Source organism: Echinicola jeungdonensis (genome assembly GCF_030409905.1).
In the GTDB taxonomy this organism is placed as follows: domain Bacteria; phylum Bacteroidota; class Bacteroidia; order Cytophagales; family Cyclobacteriaceae; genus Echinicola; species Echinicola jeungdonensis.
In genome coordinates, this window is record NZ_JAUFQT010000002.1 from 356,986 (window position 1) to 372,496 (window position 15,511).

The following is a 15,511-nucleotide window of genomic DNA, read 5'->3' on the forward strand; positions in this document are numbered from 1 at the left end:
TTTCCTTCCTAAAATTTAATTCGATAAATTTGGCCAGTCATTAATCCAGTACTTCTGGTGTGAAGGAAAAATAATGATGAAATTACCTTGCCTAAAAATAGAATTATAGGCAGGGAGTTTGATTAAAAATCAAATTTGTCAAAACAAGCAACAACATAATTTTACCTATTAACCTTATTTAAACATGACAAAAATTAAAGTTGGAATTAACGGATTCGGAAGAATTGGGAGATTGGTATTTAGGGCTGCCCAAGAGAGAGATGATATTCAAGTAGTGGCCATCAATGACCTTGTGGATGTTGATTACATGGCTTACATGTTGAGATATGACTCAACTCATGGTCAGTTCAAAGGTGACGTTGCCGTTAAAGACGGACAATTGGTTGTCAATGGCCAATCTATCCGAGTTACTGCTGAAAAGAATCCAGCTGACTTGAAGTGGTCTGATGTAGGTGCTGATTACGTAGTGGAATCCACTGGATTGTTCTTGACCAAAGAAACTGCAAAAGGACATATTGAAGCAGGTGCCAAGAAAGTAATCATGTCTGCTCCTTCTAAAGATGACACTCAAATGATCGTTATGGGTGTTAATGAGTCTGCTTACACTTCAGATATGCAATTCGTATCCAATGCATCTTGTACTACCAACTGCTTGGCTCCTTTAGCCAAAGTTGTTAATGACAACTGGGGCATTGAGGAAGGTTTGATGACTACTGTACACGCCACTACTGCTACCCAAAAAACTGTTGACGGACCTTCTATGAAGGACTGGAGAGGTGGTCGTGGAGCCGGACAGAACATCATCCCATCTTCTACTGGTGCTGCCAAAGCTGTGGGTAAAGTTATCCCTTCATTGAACGGAAAACTTACCGGTATGGCTTTTAGAGTTCCAACTCCTGATGTGTCTGTTGTAGACTTGACTGTTAAATTGAAAGAAGCTGCTTCATATGAAGAAATCTGTGCTAAAATGAAAGAAGCTGCAGAGGGTGAGCTTAAAGGCATTTTAGGTTACACTGAAGACGCAGTTGTTTCCAATGATTTCATCGGTGATGTAAGAACTTCTATTTTCGATGCAGGTGCTGGTATCCAGTTGAGCGATAAATTCGTTAAGTTGGTATCTTGGTATGACAACGAATGGGGTTATTCCAATAAAGTGGTTGACCTTGTAACTTACATTGCTAAGCAAGGATAATCCAAATCCATAAAATATAAAAAAAACCGGTCAGGTAACTTTGACCGGTTTTTTTTGTCCCATAATTTTTAATTTCCAACACAGGACTTGACCCGAAACCTTAAATTGGATAAGAAATACTTATACTTTTTCCTAGGGATTATTTATCTGGATCTCCTAAATATTTGAACCCAAAAATTACTTTTCTGTATGATTTTAAAAGTTTTCCAAATGAATATTTACGGCCTTCTTTAGTCTGCAGTAGGTTTTGGACCTTTGGTTACCAGGGTACCCACCTCTTTTCCCTCTACAATATCCAGTATGACATTTTCCAGGCTGCCATTAGCGATAATAGTGGGTATACCTTTCTTGGCGGTTTCTTTGGCCACTTTCATTTTGCTTTTCATTCCTCCCGGCCTGTTTAGGTCGATGTTTTCCTCATCAAAAGGAGGTTCTTCAATGTAATGATCCACGTGCTGGTCAGAGGTGATATGCCGGATCATTAGACTGCCTTCTTCATGAGGTGGACGGTCATATAAACCATCCATGTGGGAGAGGATAATCAATTTATCAGCTTGTATAAGTTCAGCAACCAAAGCTGCCAATTCATCATTATCTGTAAAAGCAGACATGGAAAGGGAGACAGCATCATCTTCATTGGCTATGGGAATAATCCCTTGTGAAAGCAATCCTTCATAACAATTGACCATATTTTTACGATGCTTTCCATGGGAAAAATCCCTCTTGGTTGTCAATACCTGGGCGCAACGGATACCAAAGATTTGAAAAATACTATAAAAATGCCTCATCATCCTTGGCTGGCCCACCGCTGAATAAACTTGTCGGGAAATAAATTTGTCGGTTACCTGGTTTAATTCCCCCATAACTTCCTTCCCGGCAAATACCGACCCTGAGGAAACAAGGACAGACATAATTCCTTGTTCATGAAGGGCGGCTACCTGTTCAACAATCTTGCTTAATAAAGTATGAATAATGCGGTCATCTTTATTGGTGACAAGGTTGGTTCCCAGTTTAATTACCACCCGTTTGGGAGTTTCATTTTCTTGGATTGCCATAAATTATTATACGCTGTAAATTATTTTCCGTTTTGAACTCTTATTAATCTACAAAACCATATTGTTTCTTGCAATTTCCAATGGGCTAGGAATTTCAAAAACACTGATAAATTAAACGCTCAAGAATAAGAAACAGTAAAACTTAATGGTGGACAATTGTGTAAAGCCTTTGATTATCAAATGATTCAATAAATGAAATAGTGAAAGCTATTTTAATCATTGGCGGATAAATTTTTTTTGAAAATTTTCAAAAAAAATGGAATGCGCATCATAGAAATGAGTTGGAGCCCTAAAATTAGCTCCGTATGGAAAATCATCAATGTTAAAGCACTTATAAGTTCAAGGGGAACTGAACTTATAAGTGCTTTGGTAAGGTTGGTAAATGTTCTATGTTTTATGCTGTCACCTGAGATTTTAGTGAAAAGCCATTAACTATTTCCAATATGACTTTAGGAATTTTTCCATCAGCCAAAAAGCTTGGGATTTCCTTTTGCGAAGTCATATTGATTACTCCCAAACTGGAAGTCATTTCAGCTACACCCGTGGAAAATTCCTGTATGAAATTTTCCAATCGATGCTCCTGGGATTCCAAAACAGAGGTTTCGTCACTTTCCTTGCCGTTCACCTTATCTTTTATATCCACACTTTGGGTTAAGGTAATTAACATGTCTGCATCAATCAATTCAGCAACCAAACTTGCCAATTCATTATTATTGGAAAAACAGGACATGGCCAAGGAGACGGCATGGTCCTCATTGGCAATAGGGATGATATTTTGGGACAAAAGTCCCTCATAACAATTGATCATATTTTCCCTGTGAAGGCCTGGTTCGAAATCCCTTTTAGTAGCCAACACCTGGGCACAACGGATCCCATGCTCCAAAAAAATATTGTAATAATTTCTCATCATCCGGGGCTGGCCAACGGCAGAAAAAACTTGTTTTCTAATCACTTCATCTTTAGTTTTCAATTGGTTGTTTAAGTCTTCCTGACCAGAGACAACAGCACCGGATGTTACCAAGACAGACATAATTCCTTCATGGTGTAGCTCAGCAATTTGTTCGACAAGATTCGCTAATAGGGAATGGTTAATTCGTTTTTCTTTATTGGCCATTAGGTCGGAACTTAACTTAATGACCACGCGGTTCGGTTTTTCGAAATTTTTTCGCATCACTTTTAGTTGGTGTACTTATTGATTAAGTAGTATTCAGGTTTTTGAGTTAACTTAAAATTTAATTTGGAAGATTTTCCTGTTTTAAAAGCAAAAAAGGCAAGATGGAAACATCTTGCCTTTTAAATAGTGTCAATCCATTACAATTTTATAACTAGGATCATCATCTGCATAATTAATACTAATTATCTTTTCAGCCTTTTCCAGCAGAGATTTACTACTCGTGCTCAGGTGCCTGATGTAGACAGTTTTGCCCGCCTTAGTGTACCTTTCTGAAACTTTATGTACCGCATCGATACCTGAATGGTCCACAATTCTACTTTCGGCAAAATCGATTATTATCTCATCAGGATCATTTGTGGGGTCAAATTTTTCCCCAAAAGTTTTAGCAGAAGCAAAAAACAGAGGACCGTAAATATCGTAATGTTTCACTCCATTGTCATCAATACGTTTTCTGGCACGGATCATTTTAGAGTTTTCCCAGGCAAAAATTAAAGCCGCAATAACCACCCCAACCAAAACTGCTAATGCCAGATTATGTAAAAATACTGTAACCAGGGTAACAATCACCATCAGCAAAGCATCGGAAGTTGGTACTTTTCCAAACACTTTTAAGGATGCCCATTCGAAAGTTCCGATGGCCACCATAAACATTAGACCTATCAGGGCTGCCATAGGAACCATTTCGATATAGGAAGAAAAGAAAAGGATAAAGGTCAACAACCCAATAGCTGCCACGATTCCGGAAATGCGGTTTCTACCACCAGCATTTACATTGATCAGACTTTGACCCAACATGGCGCAGCCTCCCATACCGCCAAAAAAGCCGGTTGTCACATTAGCAACACCCTGGGCGATACATTCTTTATTTCCATTTCCTCTGGTTTCTGTAATTTCATCCACAATAGAGAGGGTCAAAAGGCTTTCGATCAAACCTACACCGGCCATGATAGCAGAATAGGGGAGGATAATCATAAAGGTTTCCCAGCTTAATTCTACCAAAGGAATATGGAATTCAGGTAAGCCGCCTGAAATGGATGCCATATCTCCGACAGATCGAGTGTCGACACCTCCAAAAATTACGATTCCTGTAACCACAAGTATGGCTGCAAGTGCAGAAGGGATGGCTTTGGTTAATTTTGGAAGGAACTTGATGATGATCATGGTCAAAACCACCAACCCAATCATAATGTACATAGGTGGGCCACTGATCCATTCTTTAATACCAGGACTGGTTTCCACTTTAAAATGGTCAAATTGTGAGGTGAAAATGATAAAGGCAAGACCGTTTACAAAACCAAACATAACAGGATGGGGGACCAAGCGAATTAATTTTCCCAATCGGAGTATTCCGACAAGAACTTGGATCAATCCCATCAAAACCACCGCAGCAAATAAATATTCTACCCCGTGAGTAACTACCAAGGCAGTGACTACCACAGCAACTGCTCCAGTAGCTCCGGAGATCATTCCCGGCCTGCCACCAATAATTGAAGTGATAAGTGCAATAATAAATGCGGTGTAAAGACCTACCAAAGGAGATACCTGGGCAATAAATGAAAATGCCACCGCCTCTGGAACTAATGCCAGGGCAACCGTAAATCCTGATAGTACTTCGTCCTTTAGATTGGATTGCTTAGGACGAAATAAATTAAAGAACATTTGAGTCATGTCTTTTATATAATTGATTGGTTTATTACTTGTTTGGTATGTTGAGTTAATTTGGGGATTGAATATCAAATGGTCATTTGTTCTCCTTCATTTATTACAAAAATCACCCCTTCTCAAGGGAGAGTGGGTATGGACCGTTTTGTGGATTGTTTCTTCATTTGATGATGCAAAGTTAAATAATTTTTTGGAAAACGAAATTATCTTCCTCTACCTGCAAGGATTACCGGGGGATTTGAAATAAAATTTTAGCATGTAACTTGTTGTATTACAGTTTGTAATAGCCTGTGTGTTCCCTTTGGGTATTGAAATCATCAAACTATTAAAGATTTACTTATTTACTTAATTGGAAATTAATACGAACAGAAAACCTATTACTTCAAAGAACCGAATTAATTGAAAATTACCCTGTCTGTTGAGCACTATTGCTTTGATTGTTTTAAAAATCAATTCATTTTAATAAATTTAACTAAGTTCTGTTTAGGTGATAATACCCTAGGGTAGGTTTAAGGTGCAGATTTTTAATACTTGACCGATGTGTATTGAAAAGGGTAAAGTTATGTGTTATTAAAATTAATGATCATGGATGCCTATCAAAAGACAATTCAAGATTTGCTGCAGGATCTGGATATTACCATCAATGGCTCCCAACCTTGGGATATCCAAGTGCATCAAAAATATTTTTTTAAAAGAGTCCTTCAATCCGGGTCTGTAGGGCTTGGGGAGGCATATATGGATGGGTGGTGGGACTGTGAATCTTTGGATCAATTTTTCACCAAAATCCTTGGTGCTGAGTTGGATAAAAAGGTAAAGGGCAATTGGAATGTGATGTTGCAAGGGTTGAAAGCTAGGATATTTAACCAACAAAACCGTGCCCATTCCAAAAAAGTGATTGCCCAGCATTACAATACTGGAAATGGCCTGTATGAGAAAATGCTGGACAAACACATGATGTATAGTTGTGGATATTGGGATGGGGCTGAAACTTTAGAACAAGCTCAGGAAAATAAACTGGAACTGATCTGCCAAAAGTTGAAATTGGAACCTGGAATGAAGGTGTTGGATATTGGTTGTGGATGGGGTGGATTTGCCGCATATGCGGCTAAGAACTATCAAGTCCAGGTAGTAGGGATTACCGTTTCGGAGGAGCAGGAAAAATTGGCAAAAAAAAGGTGTGAGGGTTTACCTATAGAAATTAGACTCCAGGATTACCGGGATGTAGATGAACAATTTGACAGGATCCTTTCTATTGGGATGATAGAACATGTAGGATACAAAAACTATCCCGTATATATGAAAGTGGTAAACCGTCTGTTAAAGGATGATGGAATTACTTTGATACATACCATCGGAGGGAATAAAACAGGTTTTGTTACTGATCCGTGGATAAATAAATATATTTTTGCAAATAGCTTGATTCCCTCAGCCGCGCAATTATCAAATGCTATGGAACCTTATTTTATATTGGAAGACTGGCATAATTTTGGTCTTCATTATGACTATACCTTAATGGAATGGTTAAGGAGGTTTAAAGCAGCCTGGCCTGAATTACAGGGGAAATACAATGAAAGATTTTATCGGATGTGGGAATATTATTTGAGCAGCTGTGCAGGCAGTTTCCGTTCTCGAAAGAATAATTTATGGCAGATTGTAATGGTAAAGAGTACCTATCCAAAAGAATATAAATCTGTTAGATTTTTGGGAAAACAACCCGCTGTAGAGGTTGAAAAATAAAAAAGGAGGAAATTGCTCCTTTTTTATTTAATGCTCATTTTATCCTAACCAAGAGGCCCAAGGAATTCTGGAAAGAATCAATACAAGAGCGACCCCATAAAACATATAAAGGCTTCTAAATCGTGCTCTATGGGAACTTAATTTTTTTGCTCTGGAATAGCCTACTGTGATCAGAATAACAGCTACAATATTTATTAGGGGATGTTCCAAAGCATAAAGTCTGCTAATTTCATCTCCCATGGCATTGCCACTGCTGAGATTGGAAAAACCCAATGGACTAATGAAATAAATGATAATACCCACTAAAAGCTGAATATGGGCAGGTATCAATCCCAATAGTCCGAATTTCCGGTCTTTTTCGGTAAATTCCCTTTTGGAAAAGGTGCCGATGAAGGCATAAATAAAAACTGCTATAAGTCCTGCCAAAACCAAATAGGCCAATCCTGAATGTAGATGTTGAAATCCTGTTTGCATGATATCTAAATAAAATGGTTTGAAGGCTCAAAGTAAAATAAAACCAATGACATTTTAATGCATTTTTGAGCATATAATCTTTTTCTGGTTTTTACTTTGACCGGATTAAAAAAAAGAATAATTGAAAAATTCTTTTTGGATAATAAATAACAGATTTGCCTTGTCCTTTTTAATAAATGAAAGGATCTTAATTTATTGGGTAGGTATTTCATTTTATATCCTGTGCCATAAAATAATCTTTGAGGGTATATATGTTGTAAATGATTTTAAAAAGATTTATGTTTTGAACTAAAAAAAATGCTTTTTTTATAGAAAAAAACGCATTTTAACTTTTTAATTTGGATGATTTGTAGTATATTAAATATAGGTAATCAGTTGAAAATTAATGTAGCATGGGACATAGATATGTGAAATATAAATTACCTTTTGTTCCATTGATATTGGGTCTGATACTTGCTCTTGCTTTTTCAAAATGTAATAGTGATGATGTAGATAAAATAGCGGATTATTCAGAGGCTTGGTCTTCAGAATTGGAAATAGATGATGTTTCCCAGTCTGATCTGATTTATGTCAATAATCCAAATGAAACTAAATTGGAGGCTAATAGGGCAGCATTTTAGACTTATTTTAATATTTTGGAACTTAACGGAGATTGGGTCGCATTGACGGGACAGGATAGAGTTGCATTCAGGATGGAGTGGATTAAGCCCAGGAAGAGTTGGATGGGATTGATAGCACCCAAAATAATAGTCCTTAACAGAAGAATTTGAATTTATTTTGTAAACTTTTTTGGGGGTCAATTGATGGAAAGCCATTATGAGGCATCGAGTACTATTTCACTCATTTTTTAATGCCGCGACTCCTATATGATACTTTATTAAAAGCAGGAGTCAAGGTTTTTCCTGGAGGGCATAAGTTCACTGATTTCAGGGATATTCCAGATACATATGAATTGGCCCAAGACAAATTTTTTCATTTTTGTTTATCAATAAATCAAAAGTTCCGGATCTAAGTTTGTAAGTCCGTTACCAACCTAATGCCTCATAAATTGATTCCATTTCCCAATTCAAAAAAAGAAAAAATTAAATTATTATTTCAATTAATTTTTTCAATCCTAGTTGAGGGGCTTAGCTTTGCGACCTTAAAAAAAGAGCCTTATTTCAACCAATGTTGGTTTGAATTGCAAACTTAGTGGTATGGAGGAGCTAAACTTTCCCAGGTAGAATGAATTATCTCAAATTTGTCGGACAACATTTTCGACTGTTGTTTTTTGGAATCATGATGACTTTTTTGTCCAGTTTTGGGCAGACATTTTTATTGGGTTTGTATGTACCCTTTATAATGAAAGACTTTGACCTAAAGAATTCGGAGGTCAGTTTACATTATATGATAGCCACTTTTGGAAGTGCATTTTTGATTCCGTATGCCGGAAAATTCATTGACCGGATCCCAATCAGGAAATATACCCTTGGAGCAATGTTTTTATTTCTTATGGCATTAGCCTTGATGGCTACCATTGAATATTGGTTTTTGATCCCTATTGCTTTTTTTGGATTACGATTGGCGGGTCAAGGTTTGTTCAGTCATATTTCGATGACGGCCATGTCCAAATATTTTAATAAAGGTAGGGGCAAAGCCATCAGTTTGGCCTCATTGGGACATCCATTAGGTCAGGCCTTTTTACCTTTATTGGTTTTGGCGATCATTGAATGGGTGGGGTGGAGGCAATCCCTATTTGTAAATGCTGGATTGGTTGCCTTTATGGTATGTGGATATTTGATATTTTTCCTAAAGAATCAGGACTTGAGCGGCAAGGAAAAGGAAATTATTAATGTGAATAAAGGTAAGGCTTTATCCCAAAAGGAAATTATTAAAACCAAGAGTTTTTGGCTTCTGGCGCCTAATATGTTTATTCTTTCCTTTACCGTAACAGGATTGTTTTTTTACCAATTCTCGATAGCAGAATTTAAGAGCTGGCCCATGGAAGATATGGCATTAGGATTGACCTTTTATGCTGTAGCAGGCTCGGTTTTTATATTGTTTTCTGGGCCTTTAATTGATAAATACAGTGCAAGAAAATTTTTCCCGTACTACTTAATTCCTTTTTTGGTTGCCATTGTCTTTATCGGAAGCTTTGGTGATTCCTGGGTAATATTTCCTTACATGATCCTTATGGGGGCTTCTTCTGGTTTTGGAGGAGCCTTAAAATCTGCATTGCAAGTGGAGTTTTTTGGTTCAACTTCCATAGGATCGGTTAGGAGTTTGTTTACCTCCATCATGGTGTTGAGCTCGGCCATTGGTCCGGCAGCTTTTGGATTAATCCTAGATGCAGGCTTTACTTTTGAGGAAGTGTTTTTGGCGGCAGGGGTTTTAGTGGCCATTGTCATTGTCCTTTCTTTTCGAGCCATTCCCAAATTTACCTTGGCCAAGTATAAATATAAGTTTAAGCAAAGACACAGGCGTTTTGATAGTTTTAAATAAAATAAAACAGTTTAACTTGGAATAAGTTAGTTTTAGCGATAGGAACGGGCTTCAAATTTTTCGATCATAAAGAAAGACCAATAATAACTTTTTCTTTTACAATTATTGAATTGGTGCTGGAACCAAACCATTTAATAAGAGTAAAATAAAAAAAGGTGACACATTGGCCACCAGTTTGGGTTTTATAGGTTTGAATTCTTTCCAATCTTGTAAAGTAAATAACCCGAAAATAATTTGGCTTTCCAAAAGGTATCTTTCCGAAAAGGATTGCACAATCGTTTTCGGAAAGATAATTTATAATTTATCTAAATAATCGGTCGGGTTTTTCTTTTGTCAATTGAAAGCTGTCCTAGATTTAGAAAGTATTTTTATTTTCATTTTAAAATTTTGTCACCTATGTCAGAAATACAACCTTAGCTTTTAAAAATATAGCCCATGAATAAGGGTTGGCAGTCAGTACAGTTTCGAGAGCCCTAAAATCCCATCCTGAAATCAGTAAAGAAACCATCCAACGGGAAAAAGACTATGCCGTAAAGTACCGGTATGTGGCTAATCTTTTGGCAGTAAATTGTAGGAAAAATAAGACCTATAATATTGGACTGATTATTCCTAAACTCGTCCATCAATTTTTTCCATATCATCTGTGGTGTGAATAAGGAGGCCAATGAGCATGGCTACAATGTGATGGTTTGCCAGTCCAAGGAAAAAGTTGGAGATGAAAAGAAAATTGTCAAAGCTTTATTGAATAGCAAGGTGGATGGATTAATTATTTCCCTTTACATTGAAACAGATGAGGCAACCCATCTGGAGGAGTTTCTATCCTCAGAGATCCCGGTGGTTCAAGTGGAAAAATATTTGATGGCCTGGATACACCCAAAGTAATTGTAGATGATTATTTGGGAGCATACAAGGCCGTCAGTTTTCCTATTGATATGGGTTACCAAAGGATAGTCCACATCAGGGGAAGAATGATTGTACAACATTCCAATGAGCGTTGCAGGGTTTATGTTCAGGCCTTAAATGATAAGGGATTAATGGTTTCAGATGATTAAATAAAAGTGGGTCATCAGCTCAATGAAGCAGAAGGCTATGCTATGACAAAGGAATTGATGTCTCTTGCTCCGGCACCCGATGCCGTATTTTGTGTTATGGACTTGATTGCCCTGGGAGATTTGGAATACCTTAGGGAGCAAAAGGTCCAATTCCTGATCAAGTTGGAGTGATTGGATTCAGTAATTGGAAATTTGGAGAGGTGGTTAAACCTTCCTTTTGGACTGTCCATCAACCGGGTTATGAGTTGGGAAAAGAAGCAACATCACTATTATTGGAAAAAATTGAAAAAGGCATAGCCTTTCCCAACCAAACAATGGATTTAAATGCGGACCTGATTGTTAGGGGGTCCATCAGAAAAAAATGAGGTTGATTTACTTTTCATGGGTGTTTGTTAACAAAAAAACAACCATTAAATCGCTATTAATCAATATATTAAATTGAAGTTATGTTGTTAGTTATTAGGTGGTTAACTTTGTTAGTACTGGGGTTAAAACGAGCCAAAAAATGGAGACCGTCGTTACATTATTGATGCTTACCACCATTTATGGGCTTGTTTTTTTGGGACTCTATCCAGAAAGGTATTTAAAGAAATTCAGCCATAAATACCGCAATCAAAATGCCCCGCCTTATTTGAAATTGAGATTGTCCGAGCCCTTTTTTATTTCATTTTTAGCTGGATATTTATTGGCTTCTGCTATGATGTACTTTTTTCCTTGAAGGGTTTCTTGAGATTGGACCGATCAGCCTAATTTTTATTACTTTTGGATATTTTATCTGACCTGTTTTGGTCAAATTTAGAGCCTCTTAAAACATATGGATAGATAATGATTTTTGGTACTAGCCTAGGTTAATTCTGAAAAAATTTAAATAATTAAAGGTGAAATCTTTCCATTAGGATAAGGACTGGTTTTCTTTGGAAGCCAATTCCAAAATCAAGTCAAATTCTGCAGGTTCAAGATCCTTGAAGAAATAATGTACCGGATTTACCGTTCTCCCTTCCTTGATAACCTCATAATGAACATGGGGAGCAGTAGAAGACCCAGTATTACCTACAGTACCAATTTGGTCACCCCTCTTAATTTTTTGTCCTCTTCTGACCATAAATTCATTCATATGGGCATAACGGGTAGTGAAACCAAAGCCATGGTCTATGATGATAGATTTCCCAAACCCTCCAAAAACCGTCTTTACCTCTTTGACTACACCATCTCCCGTGGCATAAATCGGTGTTCCTTTAGGAGCTGAAAAATCAACTCCTGTATGCATTTTTCTAACTTTCAGGATGGGGTGAATACGAATGCCGTATCCGGAGGCCAGTCTTTTCAGGTCTTCATTATGGACAGGTTGGATTGCAGGAATAGATGCCCAATATTTTTCTTTGTTGAGGGCTTTTTCTGCCAATTCATCATAAGAAACGGACTGAATATAAAGCTGCTTTTTGAGTTGGTCCACCTTTTTGGTGACAGAAAGTATCAGATCTTCCTGTTTTAATCCTTTTTCCTTGATCTCCCTGTATCTATCGCTTCCTCCATACCCAGCATTTCTAATTGAAGTAGGGATGGGTTCAGATTCGAAAATAACCCGGTAAAGGTTATCATCCCTTTCTTGGAGATCATCCATCATGGCGTTGAGATTTGCGACCTCCTCCTCAAGCATTTCGTAATAGATTTTAAGCTCTTGGTTTTCTTTTTTTAGCAGTAACTCTTTAGGACTATCAAAATAATAGCTGAAAACCAAGAGAATTCCAACTGCAAGAATTAGGGATAATGATAGAAAACCCAATGCCCCAACGAGAACATCCCATTTGCTGCGTGTATATCTTTCGTATTTGCAGGATTTTGGGTCGTAGTAATATTTTATTCTACTCATTATTAATTCAAGGGTAATTCTTATAATTTTGTAAGCCCTATGACTAAATTGGGGTGATCTTAGTCATTGACGAGAATTGCCCAATATAGTCATTACATATTTATTATCCGAATATTAACCAGTATAACTCGATACATGGACGCTAAACGAATCAGGAATACTTATTTGGAGTATTTTAAATCAAAGCAACACCAATTTGTCCCATCTTCACCTATAGTGGTCAAGAATGATCCGACCCTGATGTTTACCAACGCTGGTATGAATCAGTTCAAGGATTATTTTCTTGGCAACGAAATCCCAGCACATCCCCGTGCCACTAATAGCCAAAAATGCCTGAGGGTATCCGGAAAACATAATGACCTGGAAGAAGTGGGGGTGGATACCTACCACCATACCATGTTTGAAATGTTGGGGAATTGGTCCTTTGGGGATTATTTCAAAAAAGAGGTAATTGCCTGGTCTTGGGAGTTGCTTACTGAGGTGTATCAGTTGCCCAAAGAGAGATTATATGTAACTGTTTTTGAGGGGGACGAATCCGATAACCTAGAAAAAGACCAGGAAGCCTTTGATCTTTGGACCGCCCATATCGATAAAGAAAGAATTCTTTTTGGGGATAAAACTGACAACTTTTGGGAAATGGGGGATACCGGGCCTTGCGGACCTTGTTCGGAAATCCATATGGACCTAAGGCCTGAAGAGGAAATAAAAAAGGTTCCCGGTAAGGAATTGGTGAATGCCGACCATCCTCAGGTAATCGAGATTTGGAACCTGGTTTTTATTCAGTTCAATAGGATGGCCAATGGTAAATTGGAAGAATTACCAGCCAAGCATGTTGATACAGGAATGGGCTTTGAGCGGTTGGTAAGGGCCATTCAAAATAAAACTTCGAATTACGATACAGATCTTTTCCAGCCTTTTATTCAAGCGGTAGAAAAGAAATCAGGAAAAAAATATGGCAATGAAGAAAAGATAGATATAGCTATCCGTGTCATTGTAGATCATATCCGGGCTATTGCTTTTTCCATTGCGGATGGTCAACTGCCCTCCAATAATAAAGCCGGGTATGTAATTAGAAGGATCCTGAGAAGAGCCGTAAGATATGGGTATACCTTTTTAGGTTTTAAAGAACCATTTTTATATGAATTAATGCCATTGCTTTCTGAGCATTTTGGGGAGATTTTCCCTGAAATTCCCTCTCAGGAAGATTTTATTGCTAAGGTGATCAAGGAAGAGGAAACCGCTTTCTTGAGGACTTTGGACAACGGCCTTAAAAGATTGGATCAAATCAAGGCTGATTTGGCCAGTAAGGGTGAAAAGGTAATTCCCGGAAAAGTGGCTTTTGAACTTTATGATACCTTTGGTTTTCCATTAGACCTGACCTCCCTCATTGCTAGGGAAGGAGGGATTTCAGTTGATGAAGCTGGATTTGATATAGAGATGGAAAAACAAAAAGCAAGATCCCGTTCTGCTTCTGAACAAGAATTAGGAGATTGGGTTTTGGTACATGAAGATGGGGGAGTGGAATTCGTTGGTTATGATAATTTGGAAACTACAACCCAAATTCTCCGGTACCGGGAAATTAAAGAGAAAAAAGGGACCAAATACCAAATCGTTCTTGACCAAACACCATTTTATGCTGAAAGTGGAGGACAGGTTGGAGACACCGGTTTATTGGTGGGTGAAGAGGAGACCATAAAAGTGTTGGACACCAAAAAGGAAAATGATCTGATTGTACATTTCGTTGACAAGCTTCCACAGGATCCAAAACAGGAATTTACCTGCCAGGTTGACCGTAAAAGACGCAGCTTGATCATGAATAACCATACGGCTACCCACTTACTTCATTCCGCTTTGAAACAAGTGTTGGGGGACCACGTTCAACAAAAAGGGTCTTTGGTAAATGATAAATTATTGCGCTTTGATTTTGCCCATTTTGGAAAAATGACTGATGAGGAATTGACCCAGGTGGAGCAAATCGTGAATTCAAAAATCAGGGAAAATATTGCCCTTTGGGAAAGAAGGAATGTGCCTATTGAAGAAGCCAAAGAAATGGGTGCCACAGCTTTGTTTGGTGAAAAATATGGAGAATTTGTTCGGGTGATCACTTTTGGAAAAGATTTTTCCGTAGAATTGTGCGGTGGAACACATGTGCCTTCCACGGGAAAAATTGGCTTGTTTAAGATCATTTCCGAAGGTTCGATTTCTTCTGGTGTAAGACGGATAGAAGCTTATACTGCCCAGGCAGCAGAACAATTTGTAAATGACCAACTTTCTTTGGTGAAAGACCTTCAGGAAATGTTAAAGAGTCCCAAAGACCTTAAAAAATCAATAGAGGCTTTGGTTCAGGAAAAGAATGACCTTAAAAAGGAGGTAGAAAATCTTCATCAACAACAAGCCGGTGCATTGAAAGAAGACCTGATCCGTTCTGCAGAGCAGGTTAATGGCATTAATAAAATATTTGCCAAGGTAAGTTTACCTTCTGCAGATGCTTTGAAAAAACTGGCATTTGAGTTGAAAAATGAAGTTGGGGATGTTTTGGCGGTCATAGGTGCAGATATCAATGATAAGCCCCAAATTGCTATCATCATCGATGAGGAAATAGTGAAAAACAAGGGGCTTCATGCAGGAAATGCAGTCAGAGAGCTGGCCAAAGAAATTCAAGGCGGCGGAGGAGGACAACCCTTTTTCGCAACCGCGGGCGGAAAGAAATTGGAGGGGCTCGACCAGGCTGTGGAAAAAGCACGGGAGATGTTTTCATCCCTTTAATTGACTTTCCCTGTAAATTACATTTGGTTTTAGTTTAAAAACTGCCAT

At 37.9% G+C, this 15,511-nt stretch carries 15 protein-coding genes; 10 read left to right on the forward strand and 5 right to left on the reverse strand.

Going from position 1 to position 15,511, the window contains the following annotated elements; all coding sequences use genetic code 11:
* Positions 1-184: 184 nt before the first annotated feature.
* Entirely contained in the window at positions 185-1,192 is a 1,008-nt protein-coding gene (gap, locus tag QWY93_RS14770; protein ID WP_290249151.1) for a type I glyceraldehyde-3-phosphate dehydrogenase, read from the forward strand.
* Between the two features lie 230 nt (positions 1,193-1,422).
* Here the strand turns inward: gap and proB are convergent, their stop codons facing one another.
* From proB to QWY93_RS14785, 3 genes are all read right to left on the reverse strand, one after another.
* A complete protein-coding gene (proB, locus tag QWY93_RS14775) occupies positions 1,423-2,247 on the reverse strand; it encodes a glutamate 5-kinase (protein WP_290249152.1) in 825 nt (274 codons plus the stop codon).
* Positions 2,248-2,641: 394 nt separating this feature from the next.
* Positions 2,642-3,418, reverse strand: a complete 777-nt coding sequence (locus tag QWY93_RS14780) for an amino acid kinase family protein (RefSeq protein ID WP_290249153.1) — start codon at positions 3,416-3,418, stop codon at positions 2,642-2,644.
* A gap of 132 nt (positions 3,419-3,550) precedes the next feature.
* Positions 3,551-5,089 (reverse strand): SulP family inorganic anion transporter, encoded by a 1,539-nt coding sequence (locus QWY93_RS14785; RefSeq protein WP_290249154.1) that lies wholly within the window; start codon positions 5,087-5,089, stop codon positions 3,551-3,553.
* 558 nt (positions 5,090-5,647) lie between these two features.
* Here QWY93_RS14785 and cfa point away from each other — a divergent pair.
* Positions 5,648-6,820, forward strand: a complete 1,173-nt coding sequence (gene cfa / locus QWY93_RS14790) for a cyclopropane fatty acyl phospholipid synthase (protein ID WP_290249155.1) — start codon at positions 5,648-5,650, stop codon at positions 6,818-6,820.
* A 39-nt stretch (positions 6,821-6,859) separates the two neighbouring features.
* On the opposite strand, the gene QWY93_RS14795 is transcribed toward cfa, so the two are convergent.
* On the reverse strand, positions 6,860-7,294 hold the full coding sequence (locus QWY93_RS14795) for a hypothetical protein (protein WP_290249157.1): 435 nt from the start codon (positions 7,292-7,294) through the stop codon (positions 6,860-6,862).
* Between the two features lie 392 nt (positions 7,295-7,686).
* Between QWY93_RS14795 and QWY93_RS14800 the strand changes: the two genes are divergently transcribed.
* From QWY93_RS14800 to QWY93_RS14830, 7 genes are all read left to right on the forward strand, one after another.
* Positions 7,687-7,914 carry a hypothetical protein gene (locus tag QWY93_RS14800; protein ID WP_290249158.1) on the forward strand — a complete coding sequence of 76 codons (228 nt, stop codon included), beginning with the start codon at positions 7,687-7,689 and terminating at the stop codon, positions 7,912-7,914.
* Between the two features lie 604 nt (positions 7,915-8,518).
* Positions 8,519-9,775 (forward strand): MFS transporter, encoded by a 1,257-nt coding sequence (locus QWY93_RS14805; RefSeq protein ID WP_290249159.1) that lies wholly within the window; start codon positions 8,519-8,521, stop codon positions 9,773-9,775.
* Positions 9,776-10,423: 648 nt separating this feature from the next.
* Positions 10,424-10,657 (forward strand): type 1 periplasmic-binding domain-containing protein, encoded by a 234-nt coding sequence (locus tag QWY93_RS14810; RefSeq protein ID WP_290249160.1) that lies wholly within the window; start codon positions 10,424-10,426, stop codon positions 10,655-10,657.
* A 14-nt stretch (positions 10,658-10,671) separates the two neighbouring features.
* The gene (locus QWY93_RS14815) at positions 10,672-10,827 is read left to right on the forward strand and encodes a hypothetical protein (protein WP_290249161.1); all 156 of its coding nucleotides are present in this window, start codon (positions 10,672-10,674) and stop codon (positions 10,825-10,827) included.
* Between the two features lie 6 nt (positions 10,828-10,833).
* The gene (locus QWY93_RS14820) at positions 10,834-10,998 is read left to right on the forward strand and encodes a hypothetical protein (protein WP_290249162.1); all 165 of its coding nucleotides are present in this window, start codon (positions 10,834-10,836) and stop codon (positions 10,996-10,998) included.
* Positions 10,999-11,027: 29 nt separating this feature from the next.
* On the forward strand, positions 11,028-11,192 hold the full coding sequence (locus QWY93_RS14825; RefSeq protein ID WP_290249793.1) for a hypothetical protein: 165 nt from the start codon (positions 11,028-11,030) through the stop codon (positions 11,190-11,192).
* 140 nt (positions 11,193-11,332) lie between these two features.
* Entirely contained in the window at positions 11,333-11,545 is a 213-nt protein-coding gene (locus tag QWY93_RS14830) for a hypothetical protein (RefSeq protein ID WP_290249163.1), read from the forward strand.
* Positions 11,546-11,719: 174 nt separating this feature from the next.
* On the opposite strand, the gene QWY93_RS14835 is transcribed toward QWY93_RS14830, so the two are convergent.
* Positions 11,720-12,697 (reverse strand): M23 family metallopeptidase, encoded by a 978-nt coding sequence (locus QWY93_RS14835; RefSeq protein WP_290249164.1) that lies wholly within the window; start codon positions 12,695-12,697, stop codon positions 11,720-11,722.
* Positions 12,698-12,832: 135 nt separating this feature from the next.
* Between QWY93_RS14835 and alaS the strand changes: the two genes are divergently transcribed.
* Positions 12,833-15,463, forward strand: coding sequence for an alanine--tRNA ligase (alaS, locus tag QWY93_RS14840; protein ID WP_290249165.1), 2,631 nt, complete (start codon positions 12,833-12,835; stop codon positions 15,461-15,463).
* Positions 15,464-15,511 lie beyond the last annotated feature (48 nt).

Coding starts and splice junctions, on each gene's coding strand:
- QWY93_RS14835 (WP_290249164.1), bottom strand. CDS start 12,697: ATGAGTAGAATAAAATATTACTACGACCCAAAATCCTGCAAATACGAA.
- QWY93_RS14785 (WP_290249154.1), bottom strand. CDS start 5,089: ATGACTCAAATGTTCTTTAATTTATTTCGTCCTAAGCAATCCAATCTA.
- alaS (WP_290249165.1), top strand. CDS start 12,833: ATGGACGCTAAACGAATCAGGAATACTTATTTGGAGTATTTTAAATCA.
- gap (WP_290249151.1), top strand. CDS start 185: ATGACAAAAATTAAAGTTGGAATTAACGGATTCGGAAGAATTGGGAGA.
- QWY93_RS14800 (WP_290249158.1), top strand. CDS start 7,687: ATGGGACATAGATATGTGAAATATAAATTACCTTTTGTTCCATTGATA.
- QWY93_RS14805 (WP_290249159.1), top strand. CDS start 8,519: ATGAATTATCTCAAATTTGTCGGACAACATTTTCGACTGTTGTTTTTT.
- proB (WP_290249152.1), bottom strand. CDS start 2,247: ATGGCAATCCAAGAAAATGAAACTCCCAAACGGGTGGTAATTAAACTG.
- QWY93_RS14795 (WP_290249157.1), bottom strand. CDS start 7,294: ATGCAAACAGGATTTCAACATCTACATTCAGGATTGGCCTATTTGGTT.
- QWY93_RS14830 (WP_290249163.1), top strand. CDS start 11,333: ATGGAGACCGTCGTTACATTATTGATGCTTACCACCATTTATGGGCTT.
- QWY93_RS14780 (WP_290249153.1), bottom strand. CDS start 3,418: ATGCGAAAAAATTTCGAAAAACCGAACCGCGTGGTCATTAAGTTAAGT.